Source organism: Planctomonas psychrotolerans (assembly GCF_008642235.1).
Classification (GTDB): domain Bacteria; phylum Actinomycetota; class Actinomycetes; order Actinomycetales; family Microbacteriaceae; genus Planctomonas; species Planctomonas psychrotolerans.
In genome coordinates this window covers 417,945-434,977 of record NZ_SJEV01000001.1, presented here as the reverse complement: position 1 = coordinate 434,977, position 17,033 = coordinate 417,945, and the positions used below count along the sequence as shown (strand labels likewise).

Annotated in this window: 17 protein-coding genes; all 17 read left to right on the top strand. The window is 70.4% G+C overall.

The window, feature by feature from the left end; translation table 11 throughout:
- Positions 1-110: 110 nt before the first annotated feature.
- The 17 genes from EY822_RS01895 to EY822_RS01815 all read left to right on the top strand — a co-directional run bounded on the left by EY822_RS01895 (position 111) and on the right by EY822_RS01815 (position 16,804).
- On the top strand, positions 111-2,420 hold the full coding sequence (locus tag EY822_RS01895; RefSeq protein ID WP_227496947.1) for a HelD family protein: 2,310 nt from the start codon (positions 111-113) through the stop codon (positions 2,418-2,420).
- A gap of 119 nt (positions 2,421-2,539) precedes the next feature.
- Positions 2,540-3,370 (top strand): DUF4397 domain-containing protein, encoded by an 831-nt coding sequence (locus EY822_RS01890; protein WP_150306722.1) that lies wholly within the window; start codon positions 2,540-2,542, stop codon positions 3,368-3,370.
- Positions 3,371-3,420: 50 nt separating this feature from the next.
- Positions 3,421-4,101 carry a class F sortase gene (locus tag EY822_RS01885; RefSeq protein WP_150306721.1) on the top strand — a complete coding sequence of 227 codons (681 nt, stop codon included), beginning with the start codon at positions 3,421-3,423 and terminating at the stop codon, positions 4,099-4,101.
- 64 nt (positions 4,102-4,165) lie between these two features.
- Positions 4,166-4,756, top strand: a complete 591-nt coding sequence (locus tag EY822_RS01880; protein WP_227496946.1) for an RNA polymerase sigma factor — start codon at positions 4,166-4,168, stop codon at positions 4,754-4,756.
- A complete protein-coding gene (locus EY822_RS01875) occupies positions 4,740-5,585 on the top strand; it encodes an anti-sigma factor (RefSeq protein ID WP_150306719.1) in 846 nt (281 codons plus the stop codon). Before EY822_RS01880 ends, EY822_RS01875 begins: the two co-directional genes overlap by 17 nt.
- A 136-nt stretch (positions 5,586-5,721) precedes the next feature.
- Positions 5,722-6,975 (top strand): M20 metallopeptidase family protein, encoded by a 1,254-nt coding sequence (locus EY822_RS01870; protein ID WP_150306718.1) that lies wholly within the window; start codon positions 5,722-5,724, stop codon positions 6,973-6,975.
- On the top strand, positions 6,972-8,267 hold the full coding sequence (locus tag EY822_RS01865) for a cation:proton antiporter (protein WP_150306717.1): 1,296 nt from the start codon (positions 6,972-6,974) through the stop codon (positions 8,265-8,267). Before EY822_RS01870 ends, EY822_RS01865 begins: the two co-directional genes overlap by 4 nt.
- A gap of 102 nt (positions 8,268-8,369) precedes the next feature.
- A complete protein-coding gene (locus tag EY822_RS01860) occupies positions 8,370-9,122 on the top strand; it encodes a histidine phosphatase family protein (RefSeq protein ID WP_150306716.1) in 753 nt (250 codons plus the stop codon).
- Positions 9,106-9,969 carry an NAD(P)H-hydrate dehydratase gene (locus tag EY822_RS01855; protein ID WP_227496945.1) on the top strand — a complete coding sequence of 288 codons (864 nt, stop codon included), beginning with the start codon at positions 9,106-9,108 and terminating at the stop codon, positions 9,967-9,969. Before EY822_RS01860 ends, EY822_RS01855 begins: the two co-directional genes overlap by 17 nt.
- Positions 9,966-11,288, top strand: coding sequence for a saccharopine dehydrogenase NADP-binding domain-containing protein (locus tag EY822_RS01850; RefSeq protein WP_150306715.1), 1,323 nt, complete (start codon positions 9,966-9,968; stop codon positions 11,286-11,288). The genes EY822_RS01855 and EY822_RS01850 overlap by 4 nt, the downstream gene beginning before the upstream one ends.
- Before the next feature lie 51 nt (positions 11,289-11,339).
- Positions 11,340-12,314, top strand: a complete 975-nt coding sequence (locus EY822_RS01845; protein ID WP_150306714.1) for an NAD-dependent epimerase/dehydratase family protein — start codon at positions 11,340-11,342, stop codon at positions 12,312-12,314.
- 248 nt (positions 12,315-12,562) lie between these two features.
- Complete coding sequence (locus tag EY822_RS01840) at positions 12,563-13,411, top strand: aldo/keto reductase (protein WP_227496944.1); 849 nt, start codon at positions 12,563-12,565, stop codon at positions 13,409-13,411.
- Positions 13,412-13,480: 69 nt separating this feature from the next.
- Positions 13,481-14,341, top strand: coding sequence for an aldo/keto reductase (locus EY822_RS01835; RefSeq protein ID WP_150306712.1), 861 nt, complete (start codon positions 13,481-13,483; stop codon positions 14,339-14,341).
- Positions 14,342-14,389: 48 nt separating this feature from the next.
- Complete coding sequence (locus tag EY822_RS01830; RefSeq protein ID WP_150306711.1) at positions 14,390-15,376, top strand: NAD-dependent epimerase/dehydratase family protein; 987 nt, start codon at positions 14,390-14,392, stop codon at positions 15,374-15,376.
- A gap of 156 nt (positions 15,377-15,532) precedes the next feature.
- Positions 15,533-15,802, top strand: a complete 270-nt coding sequence (rpsO, locus tag EY822_RS01825) for a 30S ribosomal protein S15 (RefSeq protein WP_150306710.1) — start codon at positions 15,533-15,535, stop codon at positions 15,800-15,802.
- A 124-nt stretch (positions 15,803-15,926) separates the two neighbouring features.
- Positions 15,927-16,358 (top strand): hypothetical protein, encoded by a 432-nt coding sequence (locus EY822_RS01820; protein ID WP_150306709.1) that lies wholly within the window; start codon positions 15,927-15,929, stop codon positions 16,356-16,358.
- 113 nt (positions 16,359-16,471) lie between these two features.
- The gene (locus EY822_RS01815) at positions 16,472-16,804 is read left to right on the top strand and encodes a cupin domain-containing protein (protein ID WP_150306708.1); all 333 of its coding nucleotides are present in this window, start codon (positions 16,472-16,474) and stop codon (positions 16,802-16,804) included.
- Positions 16,805-17,033: the final 229 nt, after the last annotated feature.

Genomic DNA, 17,033 nt, shown 5'->3' with positions numbered 1-17,033 from the left:
GCGCCTCCGACGTCCGGGCGACGCGGCTCACAGAAGGCCCGCACCGGGGGCCGGGTAGACTAACTCGCCGGAATTTCGACGCCGGAACCGGAACAGAAGGAGTGCCATTCGTGGGAAACGCCGAGCTGGCCAGCGAGCGCGAGTACGTCGCCACGCTGTACGCACGCCTCGACGCCCTGCGGGCCGAAGCGCAACACCAGCTCGACCGGGTGCGTGCGAGCAATGCGGGGGGCACCCACCAGAACCGGTCGGAACGGGACGCCTTCGCCCGCATCTACGAGGACCGGATCCGCGCCCTGCACGAGGTCGACGAGCGACTGGCGTTCGGTCGCCTTGAATTCGCTCCCGGCCACTTTCCGGACGAGGACTCCGCCGGATCCACGCTCCGGTACATCGGCCGGATCGGGTTGCGCGACGAAGACCTGCAGCCCCTCCTGCTCGACTGGCGCGTGCCGCAGGCGAGCGCCTTCTACCAGGCGACGGCCGCCACGCCTCTCGGTGCCCGCGCCCGCCGGCACCTCACCAGCAAGGGCAGGCAGGTGGTGCGCATCGAGGACGAGATCTTCGACGCCACCCTGCTCGACTCGTCCGAATCGGCCCTGCAGGGCGAGGGGGCGCTCCTCGCGGCTCTCACAACCGAGCGCACCGGGCGCATGCACGACATCGTGGCCACCATCCAGGCCGAGCAGGACCGCATCATCCGTGCCGACCTCTCGGGCGTGCTCGTGGTGCAGGGCGGACCCGGCACCGGAAAGACCGCCGTGGCGTTGCACCGCGCCGCCTACCTGCTCTACTCGTACCGGGATCGGCTGCGCTCCTCCGGTGTTCTCGTCGTGGGCCCGAGTCGTTCCTTCCTGCAGTACATCGAGGCGGTCCTGCCGAGCCTCGGGGAGACCGGCGTCGTGCTGTCGAGCGTCGGGGGGCTGTTCCCCGGCGTCGATGCGACAGCGGATGACGAACAGCGCACCGCGGCGGTGAAGGGAGCGGCGCGGATGGCCGGGCTCATCGCCCGGGCGGTGAAGTCGCGTCAGCGCGTGCCCGCCGAGCCGCAGACTCTCGACATCAACGGCGAGCGCCTCGTCGTCGACCCGCAGCTCATCGCCACCGCCCTGTATCGGGCGAGGGACTCGCGCAAGCCGCACAACGAGGCCCGCGTCACGTTCGTGAAGAACGCCCTGAACGCACTCACCCGGCAGTTGGCCGCCCAGCTCCGGTCGAACGGCGCCACCATCGACGAGTCGGACACCGGGATGCTCCGGGAGGACCTGCGGAGCGCGTACGACGTGCGCGTCGCGCTGAACACGGCGTGGATGCCGCTCACCCCCGAGAAGCTCCTGCAGGATCTTTACGCCCGGCCGAGCTGGCTCGCGTCGCTCACGCCCGACTGGACCGGCGAGGAGCGCGCGCTCCTCGCCCGTGACCGGTCTGCCCCGTTCACGGTGTCCGACGTGCCGCTCCTCGACGAGGCGGCGGAACTGCTCGGGGAGTTCAGCGAGCGCAACGACGCGGAGCGACGGGAGCGCAAGCAGCAGCGCAAGCGAGACGTGGAGAACGCGGAGAACGCCATCCGGAACATGGGTGTCGAAGGGCTCGTGCACGCCGAAGACCTCGCCGCCGGATTCGCCGAGGTGGCTGAGCGCGGCACCACGGCGGAGCGCGCGGCGAACGACCGCACGTGGACGTACGGACACATCGTGGTGGACGAGGCGCAGGAGCTTTCTCCGATGCAGTGGCGCCTGCTGCTGCGTCGTTGCCCGCTCCGGTCGTTCACGATCGTCGGCGACGTCGCCCAGGCCAGCGCGGCGGCCGGTGCCACCAGCTGGGACGCCGCGCTCACGCCCGTCTTCCGGTCGGGCTGGCGTCTCGAGGAGCTCACGGTGAACTACCGCACTCCGGCCGAGATCGCCGGTGCCGCGGAGGACATGGCGCTGGCGCACGGTCTGCCCATCACCCGATCCCAGGCGGTGCGGTCGAGTGACTGGCCGCTCACCGCGGTGCGGGTGGATGCCGAGGACCTCCTCGCTGCCGTCGTCGACGTGGTGGACGAGGATCGCGAGACGTCGTCGTCCGGCACGCTCGCGGTGGTCGCGCCCGAGCGCCTCCTCGAGCCGCTGTTCGGAGAACTGTCCCGCGCGTTCGGGGGCGAGGTCGGCGCCGGAGCCGACGGCCTGTCCCGGACCGTCGCAGTGCTGAGCGCCCAGGACGCCAAGGGACTCGAGTTCGACGCGGTGGTCGTGGTAGAACCGGCGGGAATAGTCGACGAGTCGCCCCGAGGGGCCGGCGGTCTCTACGTGGCGATGACGCGTCCTACTCAGCGCCTCCACCTCGTCACCACCGCGGACCTCCCCGTGGGCCTCGCCGGATTCGAACCGGCCGGTGCGCACGCCACCGGAGGGGGCGACGTTCGCGCCGGGGAGTGACGGCGAAAAAGAAATCTCGTTTTTTTCATGCAGGTGCATCCAATTGGCCCCGAGCGGCAGAACTACTGGATAACGGCGGAGATCGCCGGCCCACCCGGGCACTTATCTAGGAGGTAGTTGTGCACTCTCGTATCCTCGCCGGCGTCACCGTCGGCGCGATCGCCCTTGTCGGCGCCGCACTTCCCGCGAACGCAGCGGAGGAATCGAGCGCGAAGCTCTCGGTTCTGCACGGTGTCCCGGACCTGCCCGTCGACGTCTACGTCAACAACGAACTGACACTCGACAACTTCGCCCCGAGCGACCTCGCCGGGCCGCTCGAGCTCCCGGCCGGTACCTACTCGGTGGCCATCACCGCTGCCGACGCCGCGGACGCGAGCGCGCCCGCCATCGGTCCGGTCGATCTGACGCTGGCCGCCGGTGGCAACTACACCGCCGTAGCGCACCTGAACGCCGCCGGAGAGCCCACCGCGACGCTGTTCCTCAACGACACGACCGCCACGGCGGCCGGTGAGGGCCGCTTGACGGTGCGTCACACCGCGGCCGCACCCGCCGTGGACGTGCTCGCCGGGGGATCCGCAGTGATCAGCGGCCTCACCAACCCGAACGAGCAGGTGCTGAACCTTCCGGCCGGCACCGTGTCCGCTTCGGTGGCCGCCGCGGGAACGACCGACCCGGTCATCGGCCCGGCGGACGTGACCATCGCCGACGGTGTCAACACGATCGTCTACGCCTGGGGCAGCCTCGAGGCCGGCAATCTCGCCCTCGCGGTGCAGACCATCGACGGTCTGTCGTCCGCCCCGCACGGTATTCCCGCCGGATCCGTCGGCCTCGCCGCCGACTCCGACACCGGGTCGCTCGTGTGGCTCGGTTCAGCAGCGCTGCTTATGCTGATCGCAGCCGCTGGCGTGACCGTGTCCACGCGTCGCCGCGAGGCCGCGCAGTCGAAGTGATCGAGCTCGGTCGGTCGCGCACCGCTTCCGGTCGATGAAAGGGAAGGGCCATGAGAGTTCGATTCGGTATCGGCCTCATGGCCCTTCTCGTTCTGTCCGGCTGCTCGGGCACACCGGCCGTGCCTCAGGGCGTGCCGAGTGCGCCCGCTCCACTGACGACCACCCCCGCACCGGGGGCCGGGCTCGGCGAGCAGCCGCCCGCCTCGCCCGCGCCGGAAACCGCGATCGTCGTGCCCGACGTTCCGAGACAGAACTCGAGCATCGACGCCCAGGTGACCCGGGAGGTGGTGCCCCCGGTCAACATCTCCGTCGCAGATCTCGAGCTCGACATGCCGGTGCTCGGAATGGGCGTCGACGGCGACGGGGCGATGGACCTGCCGCAGAACACGGGCGAGGCCGGATGGTACCGGTTCGGACCCGCGCCGGGCGACCCCGCCGGAACGACCGTCATCGCGGCGCACGTCGACTCGGCCATCTACGGCCTCGGGGCGTTCGCCCGGCTGCGGGAAGTGACCATCGGGGTACCGGTCACCGTGCGCACCGCCGACGGAGCCGAACACCGCTACACCGTTTCGGAGGTGGTGCGGACGCCCAAGTCCGACGTTCCATTGGGCGATCTGTTCGACCGCGAGGGGGCAGCTCGGCTCGTGCTGGTGACCTGCGGCGGCGAGTTCGACCGGAGTACCGGGCACTATCTCGACAACGTCATCGTCACCGCGGTGCCCGAATAGCCGCGCACAGGGACCGGCTACCATGGTGCGAACAGCCTCCCCTTACCGAGAGTCCCGCACCCCCGTGACCCCAGCTCCACTCGAAAGCGATGACGCTGCGCGCGAGCAGGATCTCGAGCGCGCACTGGAGGAGTCGTTCCTCGCCGGGGACGAGCGGGCTCTGGCCGAGGTCTACGGTCGGTGGTCCGCCCTCGTGCACACGCTCGCCGTCCGGGCCCTCGGAAACGTCGCGGAGGCGGAAGACGTCACGCAGCGCGTGTTCGTGTCGGCGTGGCAGGGACGGCACACGTTCGACCCGGGCCGGGCGCGGCTCCCTTCCTGGCTCGTCGGCATCACCCGCAACAAGATCTCCGACGCGCACACCACCCGAACCCGACAAATCGGTGTGGAAGAGCGACTGAGAGCAACCGCTCCCGACGTCCGCACCGAAGAACCTGAAGAACTGGCGACACGGCTTCTCGTCGCCGAGGAGATGAGCCGCCTGGACAGCGTGCCGCAGGAAATACTGCGACTCGCCTTCTTCGACGATCTGACCCACTCGCAGATCGCCGATCGGCTCCGCATGCCGCTCGGCACGGTGAAAAGCCACATTCGCCGAAGCCTCGACAGATTACGAACCCGATTGGAGGTGGACCTCGATGCACACGGATCCTGACCTGCTCGCCCTGCTCGCTCTCGGCGAGGACGTGGCGACCGCGGAGGAACTCGACCACCTCGCTGACTGTGCGGAGTGCGCCACCCGCCGGGCCTCGCTGACCGCAGCCGCCAATGCCGGCCGTTCCGCATCGGTCGCCCTCGTCCGGCCGAGCGACCGGGTATGGCAGAGCATCTCCGCGGAGCTCGGGCTGCGCCTGCCCGTCGCGGCTCCGTCGTCCGTCGCGTCGCCCGCCCCACCGGTGTCGGCCGCACCGATATCCGCGTCCGTGTCGGCCTCTGCGCTGCCGGCTTCCGGTGGCGACACCGCTCCGCCGGTCGACCTTGCGAGCCACCGATCGGACCGGCGCGACGTCCTCCGCGCGGGCTCCACCCCGGTGAGGCGCTGGATGCCGTGGCTCGCCGCCGCGGCGGTCGCCGTGGTCGGAGGAAGCCTCGTGGCGTCCATCGCGATCACGCTCCAGAGCACCGACCCCGCGCCGACCGCGCCCCCGGCAGAGCAACTCGCCGAAGCGGCCCTCGACCCTCTGCCGGACTGGCCGGGCGCCAGCGGGGGAGCCGTCGTGCGAGAGAGCGCGGGTATTCGTACCATCGACATCACCGTCAGTTCGGAGATCCCCGAGAACGCCATCCGCGAGGTGTGGTTGATCAGCTCCGACCTCACCAGGCTGGTGAGCATCGGGATGCTGTCGGGTGACGCGGGCAGCTTCGACATTCCCCCGGAGATCGACCTCGTGGAATACGCGGTCGTGGACGTGTCCGCCGAGCCGCTCGACGGCGACCCGGGCCACTCCTCCGACTCCATCGTCCGCGGCGTGCTCGGCTCGTGACCGGCGAGAAGATTCTGACCGTCGCGACGCGCGTGATGGTCGCGATATGCGGGTACGGCCGCACGGCGTACGCCGGTCGGAGCACGGCGGGCACCCGGGCGGCGCGTCGCCCCGGCCGGGCTGATTGACTGGGTCGGTGCCGCTACTTCCCCACAGCCGAGAGCTGCTCCCCGACCTCATCGATCTTCGTCGGCGGCTGCATCGCGTGCCCGAGCTCGGCCTGCACCTTCCCGAGACCCAGGCGCTGGTGCTCGAGGCGCTCGACGGGCTCGACCTCGAGATCACCCTCGGCACGGCCACCACGTCGGTCACCGCGGTGCTCCGCGGCGGCAAGCCCGGGCCCACCGTCCTCCTTCGCGGCGACATGGATGCGTTGCCGATCGTGGAGCAGACGGGCCTCGACTTCGCCGCCGACAACGGCAACATGCACTCCTGCGGACACGATCTGCATGTGGCCGGTCTCGTCGGTGCCGTCCGCCTGCTGCACGAGCGCCGCTCCGAACTCGCCGGCGATGTGGTCTTCCTGTTCCAGCCCGGCGAAGAGGGCTTCGCGGGGGCGCGCGTGATGATCGAGGAGGGCGCCCTGGAGGCCTCCGGGTCGCTGCCGATCGCGGCCTACGGGATCCACGTCACCACCGGGACGCGCGGAGTGTTCGCGACCCGCCCCGGCACGATCATGGCGGGCGCCAACCACGTGACGATCACGGTGAACGGGGCCGGCGGCCACGGTTCGTTGCCGAGTCGCGCCCATGACCCGGTTCCGGCCGTCGCCGAGATCGTGACCGCGTTGAACGTGATGGTCACCCGACGATTCAGCGTCTTCGACCCGGTGGTGGTCACCGTCACCAAGCTGTCCGCGGGTGCCGCGTTCAACGTGATCCCCGATTCGGCTTCGCTCGGCGCCACCGTGCGGAACCTGTCGCTCGAGTCGCTCGCCGTGCTGCAGGAGGAGATCGCGCGGCTGGCGAACTCCATCGCGGAGGCGCACGGGTGCACCGCCCACGTGGACTTCGAGGTGGTGTACCCCGTCACGGTGAACGACGCCGACCGCACCGCAACCACGGTCGACGTGCTGCGAACGCTGTTCGGCGACGACCGGGTGGAGCACATGGAGTTCCCGCTCATGGGATCGGAGGACTTCTCCTTCGTGCTGGAACGCGTGCCCGGAACCTTCGTCTTCCTGCATGCCAGCCCCGACGGCGTCGACGCCGAGACGGCGCCGGGCAACCACTCGCCCCGTGTGCTGTTCGACGACGACGTGCTCGCCGACGCGGCCGCCGCGCTCGCCTCCCTCGCGCTCGCCGCCCTCGGTACCGAGCCGGATGCGGGCGGCGCATCGGGGAGGAACGCGCAGGTCGCAAGCGATTCCGCGAGCGGCGACCGCCCGTGATCGACGGGGCGGCGGCGGCCTTCGCCGCGGTCGGTGCCGCGACCCTCGGCGCAGCGCTGCTGCCGCGTCTGCTGGGCCGAGTGCCGGTGTCGATACCGATGGTGTTCGTCGCGGCGGGCATGATCGCCTTTGCGCTGATCCCCGACCTGCCCAACCCGGATCCGCTGAAGTACGGCGAACTCACCCTGCACGTCACCGAGATCTGCGTGATCATCTCGCTGATGGGCGCGGGGCTCGCCCTCAATCGACGCATCGGATGGCGTCGCTGGTCGACCACCTGGCGCCTCCTCGCCATCACCATGCCGCTGTCCATGCTGGCGGTCGCGCTGATCGGCTGGAGCATGCTCGGGCTCGGGGTGGCGGCGGCGGTGCTCCTCGCGGCGGCGTTGGCCCCCACCGACCCCGTGCTCGCCACGGAGGTGCAGGTCGGCGAACCCACCGACGATGGCGAGGCCGACGATGACGAGGTGCGGTTCGCACTCACGTCGGAGGCGGGACTCAACGATGGTCTCGCCTTCCCCTTCGTCTACGCGGCCATCGCCATGAGCATGGTCGGCGTCGCGCCGGCCGCGTGGCTCACCGACTGGATCCTGCTCGACGTGCTCTGGCGCCTCACGGCGGGGGTTCTCGTCGGACTCGCCGCAGGATGGATGCTCGGCAAGCTGTTCTTCTCCGCCCCCTCCGAACGGTTCAGGCTCTCCGAGCACGCCGAGGGCTTCGTGGCACTGGCGGCGACGTTCCTCGCCTACGGGTTCGCCGAACTCGTGGAGGGGTACGGCTTCGTGGCCGTGTTCGTCTGCGCGTGGGCCATCCGCGCCTCCGAGCGCACGCACGGCTACCACCGCGTGCTCCACCAGTTCGTCGAACAGATCGAGCGCCTCATCACGGCACTCGTCCTCATCCTGCTGGGCGGGGCCGTCGTGCGCGGCCTGTTCGACGCGCTGGTGTGGACCGACGTCCTCCTCGTCGCCGCGATCCTGTTCGTCATCCGCCCGCTCACCGGTTGGCTGGGACTCCTCCGCGGCAAGACCGGCCCGCGGGAGCGATTCGTCATCGCGTTCTTCGGCGTGCGCGGCATCGGGTCGCTCTTCTACGTGGCGTACGCGCTCGCGAACGGCGACTTCGAGGGCGGGGAACGGCTGTGGGGCATCGTCGGTCTCACCGTGGTCGCGTCGATCGCCGTGCACGGGGTGACTGCGACCCCCGTGATGGCCGTGATCGACCGGATGCGCGCCCGCGAGGCGAAAGCGACCAAGGGAACCGAGAGCGCGGCTCCGTCGACTCCCGTCTGACCTCCGTACGATCCCTGTCCGACCCCTGAGGACGGCCCCACCGTCGCTCGATCGGCCTACGCTCGACACGACACCGTCACGACGACGAAGGAGAACCGGTACATGGCAACGACCGAACTGCTGCTCATCCGCCACGGGGAGAGCGAGGGCAACGTCGCGGCGACGACCGCCTCGCGCGACGGCCTCGAGGTCGTGCCGGTCACGGCACGCGACGCCGACGTTCCCCTCTCGGCGGCGGGTGTCGAACAGGCGGACGCGCTCGGCACCTGGCTCCGCGGGTCCGGCGTCGACGTGTGGCCCGACCAGGTCTGGTCGTCCCCGTACCTGCGCGCTCAGCAGACCGCGGAGTACGCGTTCGGCCTCGAGGAGAACAGCGTGCGCGCATCGTGGCGTCCACTCGTCGACGAGCGCCTGCGCGACCGTGAACTGGGCATCCTCGACGCCCTCACCGGCAGTGGAGTCGAAGCACGGTTCCCGGGTGAGGCGGCACGCCGACGCTGGCTCGGCAAGTTCTACTACCGGCCGCCGGGCGGCGAGTCGTGGGCCGACCTCGCGCTGCGCGTGCGGTTCTTCCTGACCGAGCTCGACCGGGCGGACAGCCCGCGCCGGGTGGCCGTGGTGTGCCACGACGCCGTCGTCCTGGTGTTCCGGTACGTGTGCGAGGGGCTGACCGAGGACGAGGTCCTCGGCATCGGGCGCAGCACTCCCGTGGTGAACACGGGCCTGTCCCTGCTCGCGCGGGACGCGGGAAGCAGGCGCTGGCAGCCGCGCCTGTTCAACTCGGTCGCCCACCTCGAGCAGCAGAACGCGCCGCTCACCGAGCACGGGGGAGACCGCGATGTCTTCGCCCGCTGAGATCATCACGCCCGCGTCGCTCCGACAGTGGCCGCTGCCCGCACCGGGCTCCTCGAAGTACGACAGGGGGGACGTCCTGGTGCTGGGCGGGGCTCGGAAGACCCCCGGTGCCGCCCTGCTCGCCGGCACCGCGGCGCTGCGCGTCGGCGCGGGTCGGCTCACCATCGCCGTCGCGGAGTCCGTGGCACCGGCGCTCGCCGTGGCCATGCCCGAGGCCGGCGTGGTCGGGCTCGCCGAATCGTCGGCGGGGTCGGTTCTCGGGTCGTCGGTGGAGGCCCTCGCCGACCAGCTGGACCCCGACGTGCTGCTCGTCGGCGCCGGCCTCGACGATCCCGATGAGGCGGAGGACCTGCTCCGGCGGCTCATCCCCCTGATCGGCGCCGACACGTCCGTGCACCTCGACGCCCTCGCCCTCGGCGTGCTGCCCCGGCTCGGCGATCAGCGGGACGCGTTCGCCGGCCGGCTGGTCCTCACTCCCAACGAGAACGAAGCCGGACGACTCCTCGAGCGCGACGTGGACGACCTCGACCGCGACGTCTCGGAGATCGCGGAGAAGTTCGGCGCGGTGGTCACCTGCATGAACTCCATCGCGCATCCGGATGGCCGGGTGTGGCAGTCGTCGAGCGGATTCGGCGGACTCGCCACGTCGGGCAGCGGAGACGTGCTCGCGGGTGCGATCGCCGGAGTGCGCGCCCGCGGCGCATCCCTCGAGCAGGCCGCGTGCTGGGGTACCTACCTGCACGCCGCGGCCGGCGACCGGCTTGCGGCCCGCGTGGGCCCGCTCGGATTCCTCGCCCGCGAGCTGGCGACCGAACTGCCCGCTCTTCTCGTCGAACTGAGCACATGACCGACGGTGCCGGGCGAGGGTTCGCCGACGGGCCGCGGGATCGCACGGATGCGCCGCGGCAACGCGCCGTCGACGTCCTCCTGCTCGGCGCCACGGGCATCACCGGACGCATCGCCCTCGCCTACCTCACCGAACGGACGCGCTCGACGGGGCAGTCGTTCGCCGTGGGCGCGCGCAATCGCGACCGCGTGACGCGGCTCTGCCGCGAGGCGGGCCTTCCCGTGCCCGACGTGGTCGAGGTGGACGTGAGCGACCCCGCATCGCTTGCTGCGTTCGCTCCGCGGGGCAGGGTTCTCGTGAACCTCGTCGGCCCGTACACGCCGCACGGCCCGACGGTCATCGCCGCCTGCGTCACCGCGGGCACGTCGTACGTCGATCTGACGGGCGAGACCCCGTTCATCCGGCGCACCGACGCGCGGTGGCACGAGGCCGCGATCGATGGCGGGGTGGCCATCGTGCAGACCGCCGGTTTCGAGTCGCTCCCGGTGGACCTCGCCGTCGATCTCGCGCGTGCCACCCTCCAGCGGAGCGGACACCGCCTCGCGGCCGCCGAGGTGTCGATAGCGGTGCACCCCGCCCCCGGCGCCGGGCCCTCCGACATGGTCTCGGGCGGAACCATGCAGAGCATCCTTCAGGTGCTCGCCGATTCCGATGCGCCTCGCCTGTCCGACGTCGCCTTCCGGGTGACCGAGGCCGGCGATGCCGCCACGGTGCGATCCTCGTCGCCCCTTCGACTGTGGCCGCGGGTGGCTCGCGGAACCGTGCTCGCGCCGATGTCGCCCGCCGCATTCATCAACCCGCCCGTGCTGCACCGCACGGCTTGGCTCGCCGCCGCGGGGGAGGCCCGACCGTTCCGGCCGCTCCACTACCGGGAGGGCATCCCGCTCGGTCCCTTTCGGGGCGCTCGGGGTGCCGCAGCCCTCGCCGGCGCGTATGCCGCCGCCCTGTCCCAGGGGGCGATGCTCGTCGCCGCTCGGTGTCCCCGCCGTGTGCGCGGTGCGCTTGCCGCACTCCTCGGCCGGATGCTGCCCGCCGGAGGCACCGGGCCGCAGGGCCCCGCCCTCGACGACTGGCGGTGGGAGCTCACGGCACGCGGCGTCTCGGACGCGCGCACCGCGGTCGAGGTGCATCTCGAGGCGGACGGTCACCCCGGATACTCCACCACCGCCCGCATGATCTCGGAGCTGGCTCTGCTGATCGCCGACGGCAGCGGCACCGGGCGGACCGGCTGCATCACCCCGGCGCTCGCGGTCGGCGCCGACGCCATCCCGCGCTTCGCCGCGGCAGGCATGCGCTTCTCGGTCGGCCCGCGGGCATAGCCCCGCACGCGAACCCGGACTCGGGACGGGCGGCGAGGCTAGGGTCGGACCATGCGCACACTCGTCATCGGAGCCACCGGCCACATCGGCAGTTACCTCGTCCCCCGCCTCGTGGCCGCCGGCCACGACGTGATCGCGGTGAGTCGCGGAACCCGGGAGCCCTACGTCCCGTCGACGGCGTGGGAGAGCGTGGAACGGGTGGTCGCCGATCGCGATGCCGAGGACGCCGCCGGCACCTTCGCGGCCCGCATGGCTGACCTGAACGCGGATGCCGTGATCGACCTCGTGTGCTTCACCCCCGCATCCGCGGAACAGCTCGTCGAGGCGCTCCGCGGCCGCACCGCGCACCACCTGCACTGCGGCACCATCTGGACCCACGGGCTGAGCGCCATCTCGCCGCTTCTCGAGGACGACGAGAAGAAGCCGTTCGGGGAGTACGGCACGCAGAAGGCCGAGATCGAACGCATGCTGCTCGATGAGACGCGGGCCGGCGGTCTCGCGTCCACCGTGATCCACCCCGGACACATCAGCGGACCCGGCTGGCACGTCATCAACCCGCAGGGCAACCTCGATCCGACCGTGTGGCACGCGCTCGCCACCGGGGGAGAGGTGCTCATCCCGGGCCTCGGTGCCGAGACCATGCACCACGTGCACGCCGACGACGTAGCGCAGGTGTTCGAGCGGGCGCTCGAGCGCCCGGACGCGTCGATAGGTGCGAGCTTCCACGCCGTGTCGGATCGCGCGCTCACGGTGCGGGGTTTCGCGGATGCCGCCGCGGCCTGGTTCGGCCGGGAGGCGAATCTGCGCCACGTGTCCTGGGACGAGTTCCGCGTGTCGGTGCCGGAGGAGCACGCGGGGGCGAGCTGGGAGCACATCTGCCGCAGCCACTCCGCCTCGATCGATGCCGCTCGGAGCGCCCTGGGATACGAGCCGACCTTCACCTCCCTCGACGCCACCCGCGAGGCCCTCGCCTGGCTCGGTGCCGCGGGCGAGGTCGACCTCGCCGGTCAGACCCCGGCCGCCTGACCGCCCGCGCCCGCAGTTCCCCTGAAGGTCGTGACGAGCACGGTCCCTGAGCTCGTCGAAGGGGTGTCCCTTCGACAGGCTCAGGGACCGGGGGGGGTTGCGTCCCGTAGGCACGCTCTAGGGACCGTGGCGTTGCGCCCTGCGGGCACGTTCCGGCGCAGCAACCGCGGACGGCAGGGATCGGAGCCGCCGCGTAGGTTTTCCCTGCCGCGCACGAACACGACGAAGGAGTCCCTGTGGAGTATCGGATGATCGGACCATTCGAGGTCAGCGCTCTCGGGCTCGGTGGCATACCCATGTCGGTCGAGGGGCGAAAAGACCGCGAGACGTCGATGGCGACCATTCATGCGGCGCTCGACCTGGGCCTGACGCTCATCGACACCGCCAATGCGTATCACCTCGACGCCGACGGCATCGGCCACAACGAGATCCTCATCGCCGAGGCTCTCGCCGCCTACGGCGGAAGCACCTCGGATGTCGTAATCGCGACCAAGGGCGGCAGCATCCACTCGGATGACGGCAACTGGGGCGTCGACGGATCACCCGCCGCGCTGCACGCCGCCGCCCGTGACTCCGCGAAGCGCCTCCGGGTCGAGACGATCGACCTCTACCAGCACCACCGTCCGGACCCGAGCGTGTCCTACGAGGACACGATGGGCGCGCTCGTCGAACTCGTCGAACAGGGCGTCATCCGCTTCGCCGGGATCTCGAATGCCGATCCGGTGCAGATCCGCACCGCCCACCGCATCCTGGGGGACAAGCTCATCTCGGTGCAGAACCAGTTCTCGCCGAAGTTCCGGTCGAGCCTTCCGGAACTCGCGCTCTGCGAGGAACTTGGTCTTGCCTTCATCCCGTGGAGTCCGCTCGGCGGCCTCGACGACGCGCCACGGCTCGGCGACGACCATCCCGAGTTCCAGGCGGTCGCCGACGCGCATGGCGTCAGCCCGCAAAGGGTCGCTCTCGCCTGGGAGCTCGCGCTCTCCGACCGCATGATCCCCATCCCCGGGGCGAGCAGACCGGAGACCATCTCCGACTCGGCCGGGGCGATCTCCCTGCGCCTCACCGACGACGAGATCAGCCGCCTCAGCACGCACTGACCCCTGCACGGGCCAGGACCGCCGCGTAGGGTCTTCCCAACCGTGCACGAAACGACGAAGGAGTCCCCTGTGAAGTATCGGTCGATCGGTTCGCTCGAGGTCAGCGCTCTCGGACTCGGCGGCATGCCGATGTCCGTGCAGGGCCGGAAGGATCGCGAGACCTCGTTCGCCACCATCCACGCGGCCCTCGACCTCGGCATCACCCTCATCGACACGGCGAATTCCTATCACCTCGACGCGGACGGCATCGGTCACAACGAGACCCTGATCGCCGAGGCGATCGCCGCGTACGGCGGCGACTCGTCGAACGTGGTCATCGCGACCAAGGGCGGCACCATCCACGCCGACGAGGGACCGTGGGGTCTCGAGGGATCGCCCGCCGCCCTGCACTCCGCCGCGCGCGACTCCGCGAAGCGTCTCGGCGTGGAGGCGATCGACCTGTACCAGCACCACCGCCCCGACCCTGAGGTGCCCTACGAGGAGACGATGGGCGGCCTCCTGGAACTCGTCGAGCAGGGAATCATCCGGTTCGCCGGAATCTCGAACGCCGACCCGGAGCAGATCCGGATCGCGCACCGCGTGCTCGGGAGCAACCTCGTCTCGGTGCAGAACCAGTTCTCGCCGAAGTTCCGGTCGAGCCTCCCCGAACTCGAGTTGTGCGATGAACTCGGGATCGCCTTCCTGCCGTGGAGCCCGCTCGGCGGCATCACCGGCGCGGCCGACCTCGGGAATGCGCACTCCGAGTTCCAGACCATCGCCGAAGCGCACGGCGTGAGCCCGCAGAAGATCGCCCTCGCCTGGGAGCTGGCGCTGTCCGACCGCGTGATCCCCATCCCGGGCGCGAGCCGGCCCGAAAGCATCACCGACTCCGCCGACGCGGTGTCCGTCACGCTGACCGAGGACGAGGTCCGCCGCCTCAGCGGCAACTGACCGAGACTCGCTTTCCGCTTTCCGCTTTCCGCTTCGTCAAGGAGAATCATGTCCGCACTCACCGCGCTCTTCATCGGCGGCACCGGAATCATCAGTTCGGCCTGCGGCGCCCTCGCCGTGGAGCGGGGCGTCGAACTGACCGTGCTCAACCGGGGAAAGACCGGCACCCGACCGTCACCGACCGGCGCCGAGGTGCTCACCGCCGACGTCTCCGACCCGGAGGCGGTGCGCGAGGCGATCGGCGACCGCGAGTTCGACGTGGTGGTCGACTTCGTCTCCTTCCTCCCCGACCACGCCCGGCGCGACATCGACCTGTTCGCCGGCCGCACCGGGCAGTACGTGTACATCAGTTCCGCATCCGCGTACCAGAAGCCGCCGGCCCGACTCCCCATCCTCGAGTCGACGCCGTTGCGCAATCCGTTCTGGCAGTACTCCCGCGACAAGATCGCCAGCGAGGACGTGCTCGTCGCGGCCTACCGCGACAACGACTTCCCGGTGACGATCGTGCGGCCGTCGCACACCTACGACCGCACCGCGATACCGCTGAGCGGGGGCTGGACGCTGATCGACCGGATGCGCCGCGGCAAGCCCGTCGTGCTGCACGGCGACGGAAGCTCGCTGTGGACGCTCACCCACAACACCGACTTCGCGAAGGCGTTCGTCGGGCTGCTCGGCAACCCTCAGGCGGTGGGCGACAGCTTCACCATCACGTCGGACGAGGTGCTCACCTGGAACCAGATCGCCCGGATGCTCGGCACGGCGGCGGGCGCGGACCCGACCCTGGTGCACGTGCCCTCCTCCGCGCTGGCCCGGGCGATCCCCGAGATCGGCGACGGCATCCTCGGCGACAAGGCGCACTCGGTCATCTTCGACAACACCAAGGTGAAGACGCTCGTGCCCGATTTCGTGGCAACGGTGCCTTTATCGACCGGTGCGCGCGAGATCGTGGAGTGGCACGACGCCGACGCCTCCCGGAGGACCGTCGACCCCGACCTCGACGCTGCGTTCGACGCGCTCGCCGAACGCTACGGCTAGGCCCGCAGCACGGCGGTACGTCCACCGGTGGCGGGCGAGCGGGGACGCATCGCCCGCTCTGCTAAACTCATTCGGTTGCCGTCCAACGGCCGCGGATAAAGAGAGCTCGCACGTCGTGTGCCGGGCGCCGCGCAACGAGAGAAGAGGGGTCCATCTATGCCACTTGCACCCGATGCCAAGAAAGCGATCATCGACGAGTACGCCACCCACCCGGGCGACACCGGATCCCCTGAAGTGCAGGTCGCAATGCTGACCCAGCGCATCAAGGACCTCACGGAGCACCTGAAGGAGCACAAGCACGACCACCACTCGCGTCGTGGACTGCTTCTGCTGGTGGGTCAGCGCCGCCGCCTGCTCGGCTACCTGTCGGACATCGACATCGACCGGTACCGCGCCCTGATCGGACGCCTCGGCCTCCGTCGCTAAGACCGCATTTCTTGTGCCGATGTGGCCGCTTCCCGCGAGGGAGGCGGCCACATCCGCGTTAACGGCCGCGCACCGGTCGGGGTGGCGGTTTCCCAAACGCCATGCCGCGCTCGATCATGGGTACATGAGAATTCCCTTCGGCAAGAGCGCGGAGAACCCCGACGTCCCCCGCACGGATGCGGGCAGCGGGTCGCTTCGCGACTACACCTACACGCTCGTTCCCAAGCGGGAGAAGACCGTGATCCGTCTCGCCCAGAGCGACCCCGCGCAGGAGGAGTTGGCGGGCATCCTCGACAGGGGCGTGGAGGAGCCCGAGGCCTTCATCGCCCGTCGCACGCAGGAGGACGAACGCACTGACGCGCCCATGCCCGTGCGACTGTTCGTCGACGGTCGCCCGTCCGGAGTCGTCGGCTGGATCCCGCGGGGACTCGAGGGAGCCGTCGAGGGAGCGCTCGCGCGGTGGTTCGAACGGGAGGGGAAGGTGCGGCTGCCCTCCCGCATCGTGAAGACCCGGCACGGTCTGCGCGTCGAACTGCAGATCGGCCTCACCCGCTAGGGCACGCCGGCCCGGCCGACACCCCGGCGCACTCGGGCAGGAACCCTCCGCGGAGCATGGTCCGGTCGAAACGCGATGCTCGCGCTCCGACCGGGTTCGCGCAAGGATGAACCATGCAGAAGACGTCGCTCACCGCCCTCGCCCGTCACGAACTGGAGCATGCGGTGGCGGCGTCCAGCGGACGCAGCGCGAAGACCGTCTACGGGGGCCACGAACACCGGCTTCGGCAGACCGTGATCGCCATGCGTGCCGGTGAGTCGACGGGAGATCACGAGAGCCCCGGTGAGGCGACGGTGCACGTGCTCGCCGGCCGGGTTCGGCTCACCTGCGGTGCCGACGAGTGGTCCGCCTGGGTCGGCGACCTCGTCATCGTGCCCGACGCGCGGCACAGCGTCGAGGCCCTCGAGGATGCGGTCATCCTGCTCACCGTGGTCAAGCACCGCTGACGCGGCGCCCCCGCGCGCCGTCCGGTGCCCGGAAAAGGCGGGGTGATAGGATCTTCACCGTTGCCTGAACGGCAGCAGCAACGGAGCAGGCTGGCAGGAAGCTGGTCGTTGGTGGTGGTTTTCCGAAACGGTTCGGAGGATTTCTACTGATGGCCAGACATGCGCCACCGTGCGGGACCCCCGCACGCACAGCCGCACGTACGCGACCACCTCGCACCTGCGAGCAATT